This is a genomic window from Enterobacter cloacae complex sp. 397G4, from assembly GCF_050031515.1.
In the GTDB taxonomy this organism is placed as follows: Bacteria; Pseudomonadota; Gammaproteobacteria; order Enterobacterales; family Enterobacteriaceae; genus Enterobacter; species Enterobacter hormaechei_C.
The window spans coordinates 4152465-4168182 of record NZ_JBLGWE010000001.1 but is presented as its reverse complement, the minus strand read 5'-3'; the positions used below and the strand labels follow the sequence as shown (position 1 = coordinate 4168182).

Genomic DNA, 15718 nt, shown 5'->3' with positions numbered 1-15718 from the left:
AAACCACCTTTTTAAATTTTCTCAACTGGAGGTTTATTCATCGTTCATGCCTGTGACATGGCTAACATTTCTGCCCCTTGCGGATTCACTATGCTTTGCCGCAGTTGATTACGAGGGCGAACCGATGTGGGCGGCAAACAAAGAAAAATCAAATCCGTTGTCTTCACGCCAGGAGGTAGTGGCGTCGTTGAATGCACTTTTACAGGCGCTGGACACGCAATTTCCGGCGAACCGTTCACGATTCCCGCTGGGCGACACCTGCGCCCATTACACAGCGGATATTGCGCAGATGGAGGGACTTTCTCGCGCGCTGTGGGGGCTGTTTCCGCTGATGGCATCTGGCGAAAGCACGCCGTTCAGCGAGAAGTACCTTACTGCCATTAAGCTTGGTACCGACCCGCAAAGCAGCGGCTACTGGGGTGAAACCGGCCCGTACGATCAGCGTCTGGTGGAGATGGCGGCCTACGGTCTGGGGCTCGCACTGCTGGGGGATAAACTCACCGCGCACTTTACCGGGCGCGAGGTGATGAACCTGCACGCGTGGCTCAACCAAATCACCGACGCGCAGATGCCGGACAGCAACTGGAACTATTTTGCCATTATGGTCCAGCTCGGCTTTAAGCGCGCCGGCCTGCCGTACGATCGGGCCGCCATTGACCACCGCTTTGCGCTGATGGACGCCTACTACCTCGGCGACGGCTGGTATTCCGACGGTCCCGGCCGCCCGAAAGATTACTACATCTCCATGGCTTTCCATTTCTACGGCCTGATTTACGCCACGCTGAGTGACGACGAGGCGAGGGCGAAGGTGCTGCGCGAGCGCTCGCGTCTGTTCGCGGAAGACTTTATCTACTGGTCCGCCGCCGATGGCGCCTCGGTGCCGTTTGGCCGCAGCCTGACCTACCGCTTTGCCATGGTTGCCTTCTGGAGCGCGGTGGCCTTTTCTCAACTGGACGTCTTCACACCGGGCATCGTGAAGGGCATTGTGCTGCGGCATCTGCGCTGGTGGCAGCAGCAGTCGATTGTCGATCGCGACGGTATTCTTACCCTGGGGTTTGCGTATCCGAACCTGGCGATGTGCGAGGATTACAACTCCCCCGGTTCACCGTACTGGGCGCTGAAAACCTATCTGATCCTGGCGCTGCCGGAAGCACACCCGTTCTGGCAGGCGGAAGAACAACCGCTGCCCGCGCTTGCTGGAAAACATGTGATTCCGCATGCGCAGCAGATCCTGATGCATTCGAAAGATTCGCAGCACGTCGTCATGCTCACCGCCGGTCAGCTGGAGCTGAACAACTACGTCAACACCGAAGCGAAATACACCAAATTTGCCTACTCCAGCCGCTTCGGATTCACCCTTGAGCGCGGGCGTTTTGGCCTGAAGCATGCCGCCTGCGATTCCATGCTGCTGCTGGCGGACGGAGATGACTATTTCCGCGGTCGTCGCGAGTGCGACGAGGTTCGGGTGGATGAAAATTACATTTTCTCGCGCTGGTCGCCGTGGCGCGACGTGCAGATTGCGACCTGGCAGATCCCGTTCGGGGAGTGGCACCTGCGCCTGCACCGTATCAACAGCGCGCGCACTCTGCAAACCGTCGAGGGCGGCTTTGCGGTGATGAAAACCGCCCACCAGGTGCGCGAACGCGGTTGTTATCTGTTGGCTGAAAACGGCAGCAGCGTCATTGTCGATCTTTCGCCGATCATTCAGCGCCAGCCAGACAGCATCGTCACGCCGCCGAACAGCAGCATTATGTTTGCGGAGTGCGCCTCCATTCCGCTGTTAAAAGCTGACCTCCCGCAAGGGGAAAGCTGGCTCTGTTGCGCCGTTCTGGCTGGCGGAAAACAGCCTGCTGCGGCGACGCCGCAGCTGAATATAACCCATAACCAGGTCGTGATTAGCGAACCCGGAAGCGAACGTAAGCTGGCGTTCACATTATAAAAATCTGGCCCTACACCCCGGCGAGGATGATATGAAAAGCACATCGACAACCAACAGAACTGAATATTACAAAATCAGCAGCTTTATCTTTCTCTATTTCTTTACCTGGTCTGCCAGTATTGGTCTGCTGGCGATCTGGCTCGGTCAGAAAGCCAACCTGAGCGGATCGGTGATTGGAACCGTCTTTGCGGTGAACGGGATATTCTCCGTTATTCTCAAGCCGATCTACGGCTATATTCTCGATAAGATCGGCATGAGCAAATATCTGCTCTATTTTGTGGTGATCATGTCGGCCCTGATGGCGCCATTCTTTATTTATGTTTACCAGCCGCTGTTAATGTCTAATACCCTGCTGGGGATTATTATCGGCGCGCTCTATTTAAGCTTTGCCTGGTACGCGGGCGTGGCGGCGTGTGAATCTTATTCCGACCGCTTTAGCCGTTTGAATGGCATGGAGTTCGGGCAGATCCGTATGTGGGGATCGCTCGGCTGGGCGGTGGCGTCATCTTTCTCCGGCCTGCTGTTCAACCTCTCACCGGCGTATAACTTTATTCTCGGCAGCGTGGCGTCGGTGGTGATGCTGATTGTCCTGCTGAGCCTGAAAGTGAACACTAACTCCGCTCACGCAGGCGAGGTGCTGACGAAAGAGAAAATTGCCCCGTCCGACGTTTACGCCCTGCTGCGTAACCGCAAATTCTGGGCTTTCTGCCTGTACGTGGCGGGCGTGGCGTGGATGATGTTTATCGCTGAGCAGCAATTCTCGCGCTATTTCGTCACCTTCTTCGATGATATTCATGAGGGCAACGCCGTATTCGGCTATCTCGGGACCGTACAGTCGGGCATGGAATTTGTCATGTATATGGTGGTCCCGCTGTTTGTGAACTTTATTGGCGCCAAACGCGGGCTGTTAATTGTCGGGCTGGTGGTTGGGGCGCGTCTGATTATTTCCGGCATGTGTGATTCACACCTGTTAATTTCAGTGCTTAAGCCGCTGTACGGTCTGGAAATTTGTCTCCTGCTGGTGTCGGTATTTAAATATATCGCCGAGCATTTCGACAAGCGCGTCAATGCCACCATGTATTTACTCGGCTATCAGGCGATGCTCTACGTTGGCAACGTGGTGGTCTCTTCCCCTGCCGGCTATATGTATGACCGTATTGGCTTTGAGCACACCTATATCATCATGGGCGCAACGGCGCTGACCTTTACCCTTATTTCTGCTTTTACGTTATCCGCCTGTCAGAGCAAATGGCGCGGGGCTCGTGCGCTGAACGTAGCAGAAACGTCAACACGATAAATTACGCCGTCAAAGAAGGAACCGAAATATGTTAAGTCGTATCAAAGAAGAACGTCTGCCTGTTATCGTTGCGCCCGTTGACTCCCGCGCATTCAGCGATGAACTGAATTCGGCGCGCAGCCACGTTCTCGACCTGATTAGCCGTCATTTAACGGAGTTCGGCGACAAATTCCCGGCGGAAACCTGCCAGAACGGTTTTTATCCGCTGACTGACAACGTGGAGTGGACCACCAGCTTCTGGACCGGGCAGCTGTGGCTGGCATGGGAGATGAGCGGCGAGGAAAAATTCCGAGCGATGGCGGAAAAACACGTGCGCTCGTTTGGCCTGCGCATCGCCGGGCGCAACGACACCAACACCCACGATTTAGGCTTCCTCTACACGCTCTCCTGCGTAGCCGCGTGGCGGCTGACCGGAAACCGCGAGGCGCGCGGCTTCTCGCTGCTGGCGGCGGAAGCCCTGCTGGAACGCTTCCACGAGAAGGCGAAAATCATCCAGGCGTGGGGCGATCTCTCCGATCCGGAGCAGGCCGGGCGGATGATCATCGACTGCAACATGAACCTGCCGCTGCTCTACTGGGCAACGGAGCAGACGGGCGATCCGCGCTTTGCCGACGCCGCAAAAGCTCACGTGATGCAGGCCGCGACATACCTCATTCGTGACGATGCCTCCACCTTCCACACCTACTATATGGATGTGGCAACCGGCGCACCGCGCTACGGCAACACCCAGCAGGGCTACGCCGACGACTCCTGCTGGTCGCGCGGGCAGGCGTGGGGGATCTACGGTTTCCTGCTGAGCTATATCTATACCGGCGACGAAACGATGATCGCCCTGTCAAAGCGGCTGGCGAACTACTTCCTCAATCGCCTGCCGGAAGACTACGTCTGCCACTGGGATCTGGCGCTGGTGGGCACCGACGCACTGCGTGACTCTTCCTCGGCGGCAATTGCGGTGTGTGGACTGCTGGAGCTGGTGAAACATCTGCCGGTCACAGATCCGGATCGCGAACGTTACCTCGAATGGGCGAAAGGGATTATGTCCTCGCTGACAAAGCACTATCTGATGGGCAAAGAAGAGAAGGGCAACGGGCTGCTTAAGCACTCGGTGTATCACCTGGCGAGCAATAAAGGCGTGGATGAGTGCGCGAGCTGGGGCGATTACTTCTACGTTGAGGCACTGGTGCGTTTTACGCAGAGCTGGAAACTGTACTGGTAAAAACAGTCGGGGGGTAACCCCCGACTTATCGATCACGCTTTCGGAATACGCAGCGTCTGACCGGGATAGATCTTATCCGGGCTGGAGAGCATTGGGCGGTTAGCCTCAAAAATCTTATTGTACTGGTTGGCATCGCCGTACACGGTTTTAGAGATTGCGCTCAGGGTATCGCCGGATTTCACCGTATAGTAGGTGGCTTCATCTTTGGCATCTGTTGCGGTGATATTGTTCTCCACTTCGCTGACGCCCGCGATGTTGCCGACGGCGACCTGGATTTTTTCTTTCTGCTCCTGCGTCAGCCCGTCGCCCGTCACGCTGGCCTTGCCGTCAGTGACGTTAACCTGAACCTTATCGGAACCGGGAATGTTGAGTTTCTTGAGGTGCTCGGTAATTTTGTCGCCCTGACCTTTATGATCGGTCAGGTTATCCCACAGCTTTTCGCCTGCTTCTTTTACGAAGTTAAAAAGTCCCATTCCATCCTCCTGTTAAACATGAAGTCAGAATAAGCATAGCAGTTGAATGTTAAGGTGATAAAAAAAGCCCGGCGGCGTTAACGCTTACCGGGCCTGGGAGGGAAGTTGAAGGCCGGGTAAACGCAGTGCCACCCGGCAAATTCCACGAACCTTAAACCCCTTGCTCCAGAATTCGGATATGGGTATCCAGCACGTCACCTTTTACCGCCTCACTCCACGCTTTCATATGCGAGGTCTGCAAATGCGCTTCAAGGTGCGCGACGGTTTCCCACTGCTCAACCATGATGATTGAGTCTGGCGCGGTCGCCTGGAAGCTTGCGCTGGTGGCGGCGTCCACCATCGGCGCGTAGCCGTGGCAGCCTTCTTCTTTCAGTACGGTCGGGATGATCTTCGCGAACTCATCCAGTACCGCCTGGCGGTGATGTTGGCCAGGACGCGTACGGATTTCAGCAATAACGGTAAGCATAATTAACTCCTTCTAATTCCAGGCTACCAGTTAAGCAAAAATTTCCGCGAGATGCTTGCGATATTCTGCGATATAGCGCGGGACGTCCGGCATTTTAATTACGTCGTTGACGATAAAGGTCGGCAGCGGCTCCATACCCAGGAACTGATTCGCCTTGTGGAACGGCAGATACGCGCCGTCTACGCCCACGCCTTCGAAGAACTGATCTTGCTCAGTGAACGCTTCTAGCGGGGCATTCCAGGTCAGGGAGAGCATGTATTTCTTGCCCTGAATCAGGCCGCCGGAACCGTATTTTTTAGACGCGTCTGAGCGGGTGCGGCCGTCGCTGGCATACAGCGAACCGTGACCTTCGGTAAACACATCGTCCATGTATTTTTTCACGGTCCACGGTGCGCCCATCCACCAGCCCGGCATCTGCCAGATAACCACGTCGGCCCACAGGAAGTTCTGCACTTCGGCCTTCACGTCGTAATCGCTGTCCGCGCGCACGACCTTAACATCATGTCCGGCGTCGCGCAGGAAACCATCCGCGACCTCGGTCAGGGTGTCATTGAGCTGGCCTTTAGAGTGCGCAAATTCTTTCGCGCCGTTGATAATCAGAATGTTGCTCATTATTTGTCCTCGATGCTGAGAGTATGCCGGGTATTCTACGCGCGAGGACGGAGCGGAAAAATAAGCAGAATGTGCAAAGTCTTTTGCGCTCAGCGCAATAATGGCTGCCAGCTGACGGTCACCTCAAAGCCCCCTTCCGGCGCATTGCCCAGCGAGACGCGCATCCCATGTAACGCCGCGATACGCTTGACGATAGACAACCCCAGACCGCTGCCGGTGGCGTCCTGGCCCGGTGGACGATAAAAGCGCTCGCCGAGACGCGCCAGCGCATCGGAAGAAATGCCCGGGCCGTTGTCGCGCACGGTAAAGCTTTGGGTATGCAGCGTCACGTCCACCACGCTGCCGCGCGGGCTGTAACGAACGGCGTTGTCCAGCAGGTTACGCGCCAGAAGGCTCAGCAGTAGCGGCTGTCCGTGACGCATCACCTCGGGCGCGTTGACGTTGAGCCGAATATCAATGCCCGCCTGCTGCGCCGGATGCCAGATATCCAGCACCGCGGATTGCAGCAAATCGGCCATCATCACGGGTTCGACGTCATCAAGATTATCCAGTGAATCCAGGCGCGACAGGGTGAGAAGCTGGTCCACCAGCCGGGAGGCGCGGTCGATGCCCGCATGCAGCTGCCCCAGCGCTTTAGACTGCGCCCCGGGATCGTCCAGGGAAAGCTGCGCCACGTCGGTTTGCACCTTCAGCGCGGCCAGCGGGCTGCGCAACTCATGGGCGGCATCCGAGGTGAAGCGGCGCTCGCGGGCCATCATCTCCTGCGTACGGGCGAAAAGATGGTTAAGCGCATCAAGCAGCGGGCGAACCTCCGTCGGCACGCCGTGGGTGGGCAGCGTATCGGTCGCATCCGGCGAGCGCGAGCGCAGGGTCCGCGCCAGATTTTTCAGCGGTTTCAGTTCCCGGCTCAGCAGAACAATCAGCAACAAAAGCATGACGGGCAGCGCCACCAGCCACGGCGTCAGCTGCGAGCTGACCACGTCCAGCGCCATATCCTGTCGGTACTCCCACTCCTGGCCAACCACCACGCGGTATTTCCCGTCCGGAGAAGTCAGCCACAGGAAACGCCATTCGTCGTTGTCATCCTGCAACCGACCGTCATCAAACCCGTCCCGGCGGTAGAGGTAAGGTATGTCGCGCCCGTTTTCGCCGTCGTTAAGCACCATGCTGCCGTCGGCGGTGAAGATTGCGAAGGCCAGCGCATCGTCGTCCAGATGGCCGTGTTTGGCTTTTTTCGGTACCTCGCGCATGCGTTCCGGGGCGCGAAGTTCGTCCACGTCCATCGTCAGCAGCCGTTTGGCAAACAGCATCTGCTGGGTATCGAACAGCTTATCGAGCTTGTCGGTCGTCTGGTGCCAGGCCACCACGCTTGCGGCAAACCAGGCCGCCAGGGACAGCAGCAAAAAGAGGAGCGTCAGGCGCAGCTTCAGGCTCAGGCGTTGGGTCAGTTTCATGCGTCACCCAGGGTATAACCGATGCCGTGCACGGTGCGGATAAATTCGCTGCCGAGCTTGCGGCGTAAATGATGAACGTGGACTTCGACGGCGTTGCTGGAGACGTCATCATCCCAGTTGTAGAGTTTCTCCTCGATGGTCTTGCGCGGCAGCACGCGGCCCGCGTTGCGCATCAGCAGCTCCAGCAGGGCGAACTCTTTGGGTTTGAGCACCAGCGTTTCGCCCTCCAGCGTGGCGACAAGGCTTGCCGGATCGAGCGTGACCTTGCCGTGACGCAGCTCGCTGCGCGCCTGACCGTGGCTGCGGCGCACCAGCGCTTCAAGGCGGGCCACCACTTCAATCAGCGCGAACGGCTTACACAGGTAATCATCCGCCCCCAGGCGTAACCCTTCGACGCGCTGATTCAGCGCATCCCGCGCGGTCAGGATCAGCACCGGTTCGCTCTTACCGCTTTCGCGCCAGGCGCGCAGGATCTCAAGCCCGTCGATTTCTGGCAGCGTCAGGTCCAGCACCACGGCATCATACGGCGCGGTGTACAGGGCCGACTGCCCGGTTTTACCGTCGGTAAACCAGTCCACGTTAAAGCCCATTTTGCTTAAGCCCGCTTTGATGCCGTCGCCGATGAGCCTGTCGTCTTCTACCAGTAAAATGCGCATATTTCCTCCTTGATGCCGTCAGTAAACCTTCTGCAAGCGCCTGCTGTACAGTAAAAATAAATAAATTTTCCCCTTAAGAAGTTGTTAAGGTTTACCCTGTTTAATGGATTGTGAAACGACATTAAAGGGAGAGATAAAGATGAAAAAATTCGCTGCAATTGCTGCCATCATGATGATGACCACGGCCCCTGTCTTTGCTGCACAGGGTGGCTTCTCTGGCCCATCTGCGACACAGAACCAGACGCAAACCCAGCAGGGTGGCTTTGTCGATAACAACGCCAACCTCACCACCGCGGCTAAAGTGAAAGACCTGAAGGACGATGCCTGGGTGAAGCTGCGCGGGAACATTACCGAGCGCCTGTCCGATGACCGTTACACCTTCCGCGATGAGAGCGGCACGGTGGTGGTGGAGATCGACCACAAGCGCTGGAACGGCGTGACCGTCAGCCCGCAGGATAAAGTCGAACTCCAGGGTAAAATCGATAAAGACTGGAACGAGTTTGAAATCGACGTGAAGCAGGTTATCAAGCTGAACAAATAACCCGGAAAGGGCCGCTTATGCGGCCCTTTTTCTTTGTGACTCAACTCGCCAGATGAGGTAGTATCTGCGGCAATATTGCCTGAAACCCATCGGTTTCTGAGTTGAGGAATCACACGTAATGAGCGATATGGCAGAGCGCCTCGCGCTACATGAATTCACGGAAAACGCCTACCTGAACTACTCCATGTACGTCATCATGGACAGGGCGTTGCCGTTTATCGGGGATGGCCTGAAGCCCGTTCAGCGCCGCATCGTCTATGCGATGTCCGAACTGGGACTGAATGCTACCGCCAAGTTTAAGAAATCCGCCCGTACCGTCGGCGACGTGCTGGGTAAATACCATCCGCACGGCGACAGCGCCTGCTATGAAGCGATGGTGCTGATGGCCCAGCCGTTCTCTTATCGCTATCCGCTGGTGGATGGCCAGGGGAACTGGGGGGCGCCGGACGATCCGAAATCCTTCGCGGCAATGCGTTATACCGAATCCCGCCTGTCTAAATATGCCGAAGTGCTGTTGGGCGAGCTGGGGCAGGGGACGGTCGACTGGGTGCCAAACTTCGACGGTACGATGCAGGAGCCGAAGATGCTGCCTGCGCGTCTGCCGAACATCCTGCTGAACGGCACGACCGGTATCGCCGTGGGCATGGCGACGGACATTCCGCCGCACAACCTGCGTGAAGTGGCAAAAGCCGCCATCACCCTGATTGAGCAGCCGAAAACCTCGCTGGACGATCTGCTGGATATTGTGCAGGGGCCGGACTATCCGACCGAAGCCGAGATCATCACCTCGCGCGCGGAAATCCGCAAAATCTACCAGAACGGCCGTGGCTCCGTGCGCATGCGCGCGGTGTGGACCAAAGAAGACGGGGCCGTGGTGATCACCGCGCTGCCGCACCAGGTGTCCGGTGCGAAGGTGCTGGAGCAGATCGCCTCCCAGATGCGCAATAAAAAGCTGCCGATGGTGGACGACCTGCGCGACGAATCGGACCACGAAAACCCGACCCGTCTGGTGATCGTGCCGCGCTCTAACCGCGTGGACATGGAGCAGGTGATGAACCACCTGTTCGCCACTACCGATCTGGAAAAAAGCTACCGCATCAACCTGAACATGATTGGTCTGGACGGTCGTCCGGCGGTGAAAAACCTGCTGGAGATCCTCACCGAATGGCTGGCCTTCCGCCGCGATACGGTGCGCCGTCGTCTGAACCATCGTCTGGAAAAAGTGCTTAAGCGCCTGCATATCCTCGAAGGTTTGCTGGTGGCGTTCCTCAACATTGACGAAGTGATCGAGATCATTCGTACCGAGGACGAACCTAAGCCTGCCCTGATGTCGCGCTTTGGCATCAGCGAAACCCAGGCCGAAGCGATCCTCGAACTGAAATTGCGCCATCTCGCCAGACTGGAAGAGATGAAGATCCGCGGCGAGCAGAACGAGCTGGAAAAAGAGCGCGATCAGCTTCAGGCGATTCTGGCATCCGAGCGCAAGATGAACACCCTGCTGAAGAAAGAGTTGCAGGCCGATGCCGACGCCTTTGGCGACGACCGTCGTTCTCCGCTGCACGAGCGCGAAGAGGCGAAGGCGATGAACGAGCACGACATGCTGCCTTCCGAGCCGGTGACCATCGTGCTTTCCCAGAGCGGCTGGGTACGTAGCGCCAAAGGCCACGATATCGACGCGCCGGGTCTGAGCTACAAATCCGGTGACAGCTTCAAGGCGGCGGTGAAGGGCAAGAGTAACCAGCCGGTGGCATTCATCGACTCCACGGGCCGCAGCTACGCCATCGACCCGATCACGCTGCCGTCTGCGCGCGGCCAGGGCGAACCGCTAACTGGCAAGCTGACGCTGCCGCCGGGCGCCACGGTGGACCATATGCTGATGGAGGCCGACGATCAAAAACTGCTGATGGCGTCTGATGCGGGCTACGGCTTTATCTGTACCTTCAACGATCTGGTGTCGCGTAACCGTGCTGGTAAGGCGCTGATTAGCCTGCCGGATAACGCACACGTCATGCCGCCGCTGATCATCGAGAACGAAAGCGACATGCTGCTGGCGATCACCGCTGCCGGACGCATGCTGATGTTCCCGGTCAGCGATCTGCCGGAGCTGTCGAAAGGGAAGGGCAACAAGATCATCAGTATCCCGTCAGCGGAAGCGGCAAAAGGCGTCGATGGCCTCGCGCATCTCTTCCTGCTGCCGCCGCAGAGCACCCTGACCATTCATGTCGGCAAGCGTAAAATCAAACTGCGTCCGGAAGAGTTGCAGAAGGTGGTGGGTGAGCGTGGGCGTCGCGGCTCACTGATGCGCGGCCTCCAGCGAATTGACCGCGTGGAGATCGACTCGCCGGCGCGCAGCAAAGCGGACGACAGCGAAGAGTAACCTGTTTCATCCCCCCTCTTTCCGGAGGGGGAATTACCATAAAATTTCCCGTAAAAACGTTGTTAATTCGTGCGTTGCGATTAACAATACGCGCTCGTAATAAAGTCCTTACCTGGCCACAGGTGAAGTATAATTGTCAGCTGTCAGGGCTTCAGAGGTCGCTATGCTATACATTGTTCGTCTCATTCTTACCGTTATTTATTGCATTCTGGTCTGTATTTTCGGATCGATTTATTGCCTGTTCAGCCCGCGTAACCCAAAGCATGTCGCGACGTTTGGCCACATGTTTGGTCGTCTTGCGCCGCTATTTGGCCTGAAGGTTGAAAAGCGTCTGCCTGAAGGGGCGGAGAATTTCGGTAACGCCATCTATATCGCTAACCATCAGAACAACTACGATATGGTGACGGCCTCAAATATTGTTCTTCCGCCGACCGTAACCGTGGGTAAAAAAAGCCTGCTGTGGATCCCGTTTTTCGGTCAGCTGTACTGGCTCACCGGTAACTTACTGATTGACCGTAACAACCGCGCCAAAGCGCATGGCACCATTGCGGAAGTGGTGGATCAGTTTAAAAAGCGCCGGATTTCCATCTGGATGTTCCCGGAAGGGACGCGCAGCCGTGGTCGCGGCCTGCTGCCGTTTAAGACCGGCGCGTTTCATGCTGCAATTGCGGCAGGCGTTCCAATTATTCCCGTGTGTGTTTCCAATACATCGAATAAGATTAATCTTAACCGTCTGAATAACGGACTGGTCATTGTCGAAATGCTGCCGCCGGTAGATACCTCAAAATACGGTAAAGACCAGGTGCGCGAGCTGGCCACGCACTGCCGCGAGCTGATGGCTCAGCATATTGCGCAGCTCGATAAAGAAGTTGCAGAGCGAGAAGCCGCCGGTAAGATTTGACCCGGTGTCGTGTAAGGGAAAACGAATTCCCGCGTTGTTAGTCGTTTCAGATGGAGCTTATATGTCACTCAGTCGGCGTCAGTTTATTCAGGCTTCGGGTATCGCCCTTTGTGCGGGTGCGATGCCGCGTACAGCCAGCGCCGCCGGGCAGCAACAGCCGCTGCCTATTCCGCCGTTGATTGAATCCCGTCGCGGGCAGCCGCTATTCCTCACGCTTCAGCGTAGCCACTGGTCCTTTACCCAGGGAACGCGCGCGCAGGTATGGGGCATTAACGGACGCTACCTCGGGCCGACCATTCGCGTGTGGAATGGCGATGACGTTAAGCTCATCTACAGTAACCGTACGACGGAAAATGTCGCGATGACCGTCAGTGGTTTGCAGGTGCCGGGGCCGCTGATTGGCGGCGCGGCACGCATGATGTCGCCGAATGCCGACTGGGCGCCCGTCCTCCCGATTCGTCAGAGCGCGGCGACATTGTGGTATCACGCCAACACCCCGAACCGCACCGCCCAGCAGGTCTACAACGGCCTGGCCGGAATGTGGCTGATTGAAGATGAGGTCAGCAAAACGCTGCCGATCCCGAATCACTACGGCGTTGATGATTTCCCGATCATTATTCAGGACAAGCGGCTGGATAACTTCGGCACGCCGGAGTACAGCGAGCCGGGCAGCGGTGGTTTTGTGGGCGATACGCTGCTGGTTAACGGCGCGCAAAGCCCGTATGTTGAAGTGTCTCGTGGCTGGGTGCGCCTGCGTCTGCTGAATGCTTCTAACTCGCGTCGCTATCAGTTGCAGATGAGCGACGGCCGCGCGCTGCACGTGATTTCAGGCGATCAGGGATTATTACCTGCGCCGGTGTCGGTAAAACAGCTGGCGCTCGCACCGGGCGAACGTCGTGAGATCCTCGTGGATATGACCAACGGGGATGAAGTGTCCGTGACCTGCGGCGAAGCGGCAAGCATTGTTGACCGTATTCGCGGCTTCTTTGAACCGTCGAGCGTTCTGGTCTCCACGCTGGTGCTCACGCTACGCCCGACCGGCCTGTTGCCGCTGGTGACCGACAGTCTGCCGATGCGCCTGCTGCCGCAGGAGATTGTGACCGGCCCGGCAGTACGCAGTCGCGATATCAGCCTTGGCGACGATCCGGGCATCAACGGTGCGCTGTGGGACGTAAACCGCATTGATATCACCGCCCAACAGGGAACATGGGAGCGCTGGACCGTCCGCTCGGAGATGCCGCAGTCGTTCCATATTGAAGGGGTGTCATTCCTGATCCGCAACGTCAACGGGGCGATGCCGTTCCCGGAAGACAGGGGCTGGAAAGATACCGTCTGGGTGGATGGCCAGGTCGAACTGCTCGTCTACTACGGCCAGCCTTCCTGGCCGCACTTCCCGTTCCTGTTCCACAGCCAGACGCTGGAGATGATGGACAGGGGATCGGTAGGGCAGATGCTGGTGAATCCGGCACCATAAAACGCTTTCTCCCTCTCCCTGTGGGAGAGGGTTGGGGTGAGGGCAACAGCCCGCACAATACCCCTTCATTTCCCCCGGTAAACCAGCGTATAATCCCGCTCCTTTTGTCTATTTTTTCTTCGGAAGCATTATGAGCGCTATTTCCCTGATCCAGCCGGATCGCGACCTCTTCTCCTGGCCCCAGTACTGGGCAGCCTGCTTTGGACCGGCGCCGTTCCTGCCGATGTCCCGGGAAGAGATGGATCAACTGGGCTGGGACAGCTGCGATATCATTCTGGTAACGGGCGATGCGTATGTCGATCACCCGAGCTTTGGCATGGCGATCTGTGGCCGTATGCTTGAAGCCCAGGGCTTCCGCGTGGGGATCATCTCCCAGCCTGACTGGAACAGCAAAGACGACTTTATGCGTCTGGGCAAGCCTAACCTGTTCTTCGGCGTGACCGCGGGCAACATGGACTCGATGATCAACCGCTATACCGCCGACCGTAAGCTGCGCCATGACGACGCTTATACGGCTGACAACGTGGCGGGTAAACGTCCCGATCGCGCGACCCTCGTCTACACCCAGCGATGCAAAGAAGCATGGAAAGACGTGCCGGTGATCCTGGGCGGCATCGAGGCGAGCCTGCGCCGCACCGCACACTACGACTACTGGTCAGATACCGTGCGCCGTTCGGTGCTGGTGGATTCGAAAGCCGACATGCTGATCTTTGGCAACGGCGAGCGTCCGCTGGTGGAAGTGGCGCATCGCCTGGCGCAGGGTGAACCGGTCAGCGAGATCCGCGACGTGCGCAACACCGCGATCATGGTGAAAGAGGCGCTGCCGGGCTGGAGCGGGGTGGATTCCCGCATTATCGATATGCCGGGCAAAATCGACCCTATCCCACATCCGTACGGTGACGATCTACCGTGCGCGGATAACAAACCGGTTGAGCCGAAGAAAGCGGAAGCAAAGGCCGTGGTGGTGCAGCCGCCGCGTCCGAAGCCGTGGGAAAAAACCTATGTGCTGCTGCCGTCTTACGAAAAAGTAAAAAGCGATAAAGTACTCTACGCCCACGCATCGCGCATCTTACACCATGAAACCAACCCCGGCTGCGCGCGAGCGCTGATGCAAAAGCACGGCGAGCGCTATATCTGGGTTAACCCACCGGCGATCCCGCTCTCTACCGAAGAGATGGACAGCGTCTTTGCTCTGCCGTACAAGCGTGTGCCGCATCCGTCATATGGCAACAGCCGTATTCCGGCGTACGAGATGATCCGTTTCTCAATCAACATCATGCGTGGCTGCTTCGGCGGGTGCTCATTTACTCTTGTTTTTATGTATTTAGAGTTAAACTCTACTTTTCTATTTTTAGAATTCAAGCTATTCATCGTAATTGAGAGATATCCTTTTAATGTTCAGCAAGCCTGTTAAAAGCACTTTATCTGAACCGCGTTTTGCCTAAATCCTGCTCAATATATACTCTCCCTGAGTTCTGAAATCCTCAAATTCCCCAATCTTAAAGCATTGATACATAGATGATGTCAGATAATGCGCAATCATCTCACCGCCAATATGGATCCGTTCCGGGTGTGGGTATGTCGCCTGTATAGCCCTTTGTTCATTCATCATTACAGGAATTGTCTGCAACAAATCCCCATCCAAGATTTGGCACTCAGGTTTTACTCCTGTTCCGTATTGTAATTGCTCTGATTCGAAATCATGGACTGAGCGATAGGCGAACGAAACGATATTTCCTGTTTCCTCGCAAATTGCGAACTGATAAACACTGGTTGTCACCGTTGAAGAAGAGGGAATTGCATGGTCATGCTTGTATTGTTTCCACAGCCTCCTTAGACAGGCCGATGTATGATAATTGAGATTTTGTATACCTGATACGACCATTCTGGTTGATGCTTCAAGCAACCAGGTGTTAGAAAATCCACCTGCCCCCGTTCCTGCTATGATGGTTCTTAGCTGGGGGATGTAACCTGCTTTGGAAACAAAAGATAACGGCTCCCCATTATCGGTGACGGCAAGGGTATCTGTTACAATCAGTGCTTGTGCTTCGTCTGTATAAAATATCAGTGATGACATATTTTCCTCATCCAGAAAAGACATTACATGAATCACAGAACAGGTCACTACAACCACGTGAAAGGGAGTCAGACCATTTTCCAGAGGTAAATATATTCTTGTGTTTGGACGCGTTGCGGTTCTCTGTAAAAAATATATAGCACAAACAAAAGTCCCCGCAGGGATAAATATAGTTATATGCGCTTTTTCTGCTGGCTTTTACAATTGAAAGTGACAGGTAAACGAAATGTGTTAC

General features: G+C 56.4%; 13 protein-coding genes and 1 pseudogene. 8 read left to right on the top strand and 6 right to left on the bottom strand.

The features are described from left to right. Positions 1 to 124: 124 nt before the first annotated feature. From ACQG1Y_RS20070 to ACQG1Y_RS20060, 3 genes are read left to right on the top strand one after another with little or no spacing between them, the layout of a single operon-like run. Positions 125 to 1939 (top strand): DUF2264 domain-containing protein, encoded by a 1815-nt coding sequence (locus ACQG1Y_RS20070; RefSeq protein ID WP_368740821.1) that lies wholly within the window; start codon positions 125 to 127, stop codon positions 1937 to 1939. A 31-nt stretch (positions 1940 to 1970) separates the two neighbouring features. Then, positions 1971 to 3236: an oligosaccharide MFS transporter gene (locus ACQG1Y_RS20065; protein WP_015571880.1), complete on the top strand. Its 1266-nt coding sequence runs from the start codon at positions 1971 to 1973 to the stop codon at positions 3234 to 3236. A gap of 28 nt (positions 3237 to 3264) precedes the next feature. Next, complete coding sequence (locus tag ACQG1Y_RS20060; RefSeq protein ID WP_045615296.1) at positions 3265 to 4452, top strand: glycoside hydrolase family 88 protein; 1188 nt, start codon at positions 3265 to 3267, stop codon at positions 4450 to 4452. Between the two features lie 32 nt (positions 4453 to 4484). Here ACQG1Y_RS20060 and lysM read toward each other — a convergent pair whose 3' ends face one another. The 5 genes from lysM to qseB form a co-directional block, all read right to left on the bottom strand. Next, positions 4485 to 4925, bottom strand: coding sequence for a peptidoglycan-binding protein LysM (lysM, locus tag ACQG1Y_RS20055; protein WP_014885249.1), 441 nt, complete (start codon positions 4923 to 4925; stop codon positions 4485 to 4487). 151 nt (positions 4926 to 5076) lie between these two features. Beyond that, complete coding sequence (locus ACQG1Y_RS20050; protein WP_368740823.1) at positions 5077 to 5391, bottom strand: putative quinol monooxygenase; 315 nt, start codon at positions 5389 to 5391, stop codon at positions 5077 to 5079. Between the two features lie 30 nt (positions 5392 to 5421). Then, a complete protein-coding gene (locus ACQG1Y_RS20045; RefSeq protein WP_015571876.1) occupies positions 5422 to 6003 on the bottom strand; it encodes an NAD(P)H-dependent oxidoreductase in 582 nt (193 codons plus the stop codon). 89 nt (positions 6004 to 6092) lie between these two features. After that, positions 6093 to 7457, bottom strand: a complete 1365-nt coding sequence (qseC, locus tag ACQG1Y_RS20040) for a quorum sensing histidine kinase QseC (RefSeq protein ID WP_045906820.1) — start codon at positions 7455 to 7457, stop codon at positions 6093 to 6095. Beyond that, a complete protein-coding gene (gene qseB / locus ACQG1Y_RS20035) occupies positions 7454 to 8113 on the bottom strand; it encodes a quorum sensing response regulator transcription factor QseB (protein ID WP_368740824.1) in 660 nt (219 codons plus the stop codon). The genes qseC and qseB overlap by 4 nt, the downstream gene beginning before the upstream one ends. A 139-nt stretch (positions 8114 to 8252) precedes the next feature. Between qseB and ACQG1Y_RS20030 the strand changes: the two genes are divergently transcribed. The 5 genes and pseudogenes from ACQG1Y_RS20030 to ACQG1Y_RS20010 all read left to right on the top strand — a co-directional run. Next, positions 8253 to 8654, top strand: a complete 402-nt coding sequence (locus ACQG1Y_RS20030) for a YgiW/YdeI family stress tolerance OB fold protein (RefSeq protein ID WP_032649546.1) — start codon at positions 8253 to 8255, stop codon at positions 8652 to 8654. 118 nt (positions 8655 to 8772) lie between these two features. Beyond that, entirely contained in the window at positions 8773 to 11031 is a 2259-nt protein-coding gene (parC, locus tag ACQG1Y_RS20025; protein ID WP_015571873.1) for a DNA topoisomerase IV subunit A, read from the top strand. 163 nt (positions 11032 to 11194) lie between these two features. Then, positions 11195 to 11932, top strand: coding sequence for a 1-acylglycerol-3-phosphate O-acyltransferase (plsC, locus tag ACQG1Y_RS20020; protein ID WP_003862497.1), 738 nt, complete (start codon positions 11195 to 11197; stop codon positions 11930 to 11932). Between the two features lie 61 nt (positions 11933 to 11993). Next, positions 11994 to 13406 carry a cell division protein FtsP gene (ftsP, locus tag ACQG1Y_RS20015; protein ID WP_017384056.1) on the top strand — a complete coding sequence of 471 codons (1413 nt, stop codon included), beginning with the start codon at positions 11994 to 11996 and terminating at the stop codon, positions 13404 to 13406. A gap of 130 nt (positions 13407 to 13536) precedes the next feature. Next, positions 13537 to 14712: pseudogene (locus tag ACQG1Y_RS20010) on the top strand (YgiQ family radical SAM protein); the annotation flags it as partial. 135 nt (positions 14713 to 14847) lie between these two features. On the opposite strand, the gene ACQG1Y_RS20005 reads toward ACQG1Y_RS20010, so the two are convergent. After that, positions 14848 to 15507 (bottom strand): hypothetical protein, encoded by a 660-nt coding sequence (locus tag ACQG1Y_RS20005; RefSeq protein WP_223826471.1) that lies wholly within the window; start codon positions 15505 to 15507, stop codon positions 14848 to 14850. Positions 15508 to 15718 lie beyond the last annotated feature (211 nt).

What these genes read in the sequence shown, in the direction of transcription:
- ACQG1Y_RS20070 (WP_368740821.1), top strand. Translation starts at nt 125, where the DNA reads ATGTGGGCGGCAAACAAAGAAAAATCAAATCCGTTGTCTTCACGCCAG.
- ACQG1Y_RS20065 (WP_015571880.1), top strand. Translation starts at nt 1,971, where the DNA reads ATGAAAAGCACATCGACAACCAACAGAACTGAATATTACAAAATCAGC.
- ACQG1Y_RS20060 (WP_045615296.1), top strand. Translation starts at nt 3,265, where the DNA reads ATGTTAAGTCGTATCAAAGAAGAACGTCTGCCTGTTATCGTTGCGCCC.
- lysM (WP_014885249.1), bottom strand. Translation starts at nt 4,925, where the DNA reads ATGGGACTTTTTAACTTCGTAAAAGAAGCAGGCGAAAAGCTGTGGGAT.
- ACQG1Y_RS20050 (WP_368740823.1), bottom strand. Translation starts at nt 5,391, where the DNA reads ATGCTTACCGTTATTGCTGAAATCCGTACGCGTCCTGGCCAACATCAC.
- ACQG1Y_RS20045 (WP_015571876.1), bottom strand. Translation starts at nt 6,003, where the DNA reads ATGAGCAACATTCTGATTATCAACGGCGCGAAAGAATTTGCGCACTCT.
- qseC (WP_045906820.1), bottom strand. Translation starts at nt 7,457, where the DNA reads ATGAAACTGACCCAACGCCTGAGCCTGAAGCTGCGCCTGACGCTCCTC.
- qseB (WP_368740824.1), bottom strand. Translation starts at nt 8,113, where the DNA reads ATGCGCATTTTACTGGTAGAAGACGACAGGCTCATCGGCGACGGCATC.
- ACQG1Y_RS20030 (WP_032649546.1), top strand. Translation starts at nt 8,253, where the DNA reads ATGAAAAAATTCGCTGCAATTGCTGCCATCATGATGATGACCACGGCC.
- parC (WP_015571873.1), top strand. Translation starts at nt 8,773, where the DNA reads ATGAGCGATATGGCAGAGCGCCTCGCGCTACATGAATTCACGGAAAAC.
- plsC (WP_003862497.1), top strand. Translation starts at nt 11,195, where the DNA reads ATGCTATACATTGTTCGTCTCATTCTTACCGTTATTTATTGCATTCTG.
- ftsP (WP_017384056.1), top strand. Translation starts at nt 11,994, where the DNA reads ATGTCACTCAGTCGGCGTCAGTTTATTCAGGCTTCGGGTATCGCCCTT.
- ACQG1Y_RS20005 (WP_223826471.1), bottom strand. Translation starts at nt 15,507, where the DNA reads ATGTCTTTTCTGGATGAGGAAAATATGTCATCACTGATATTTTATACA.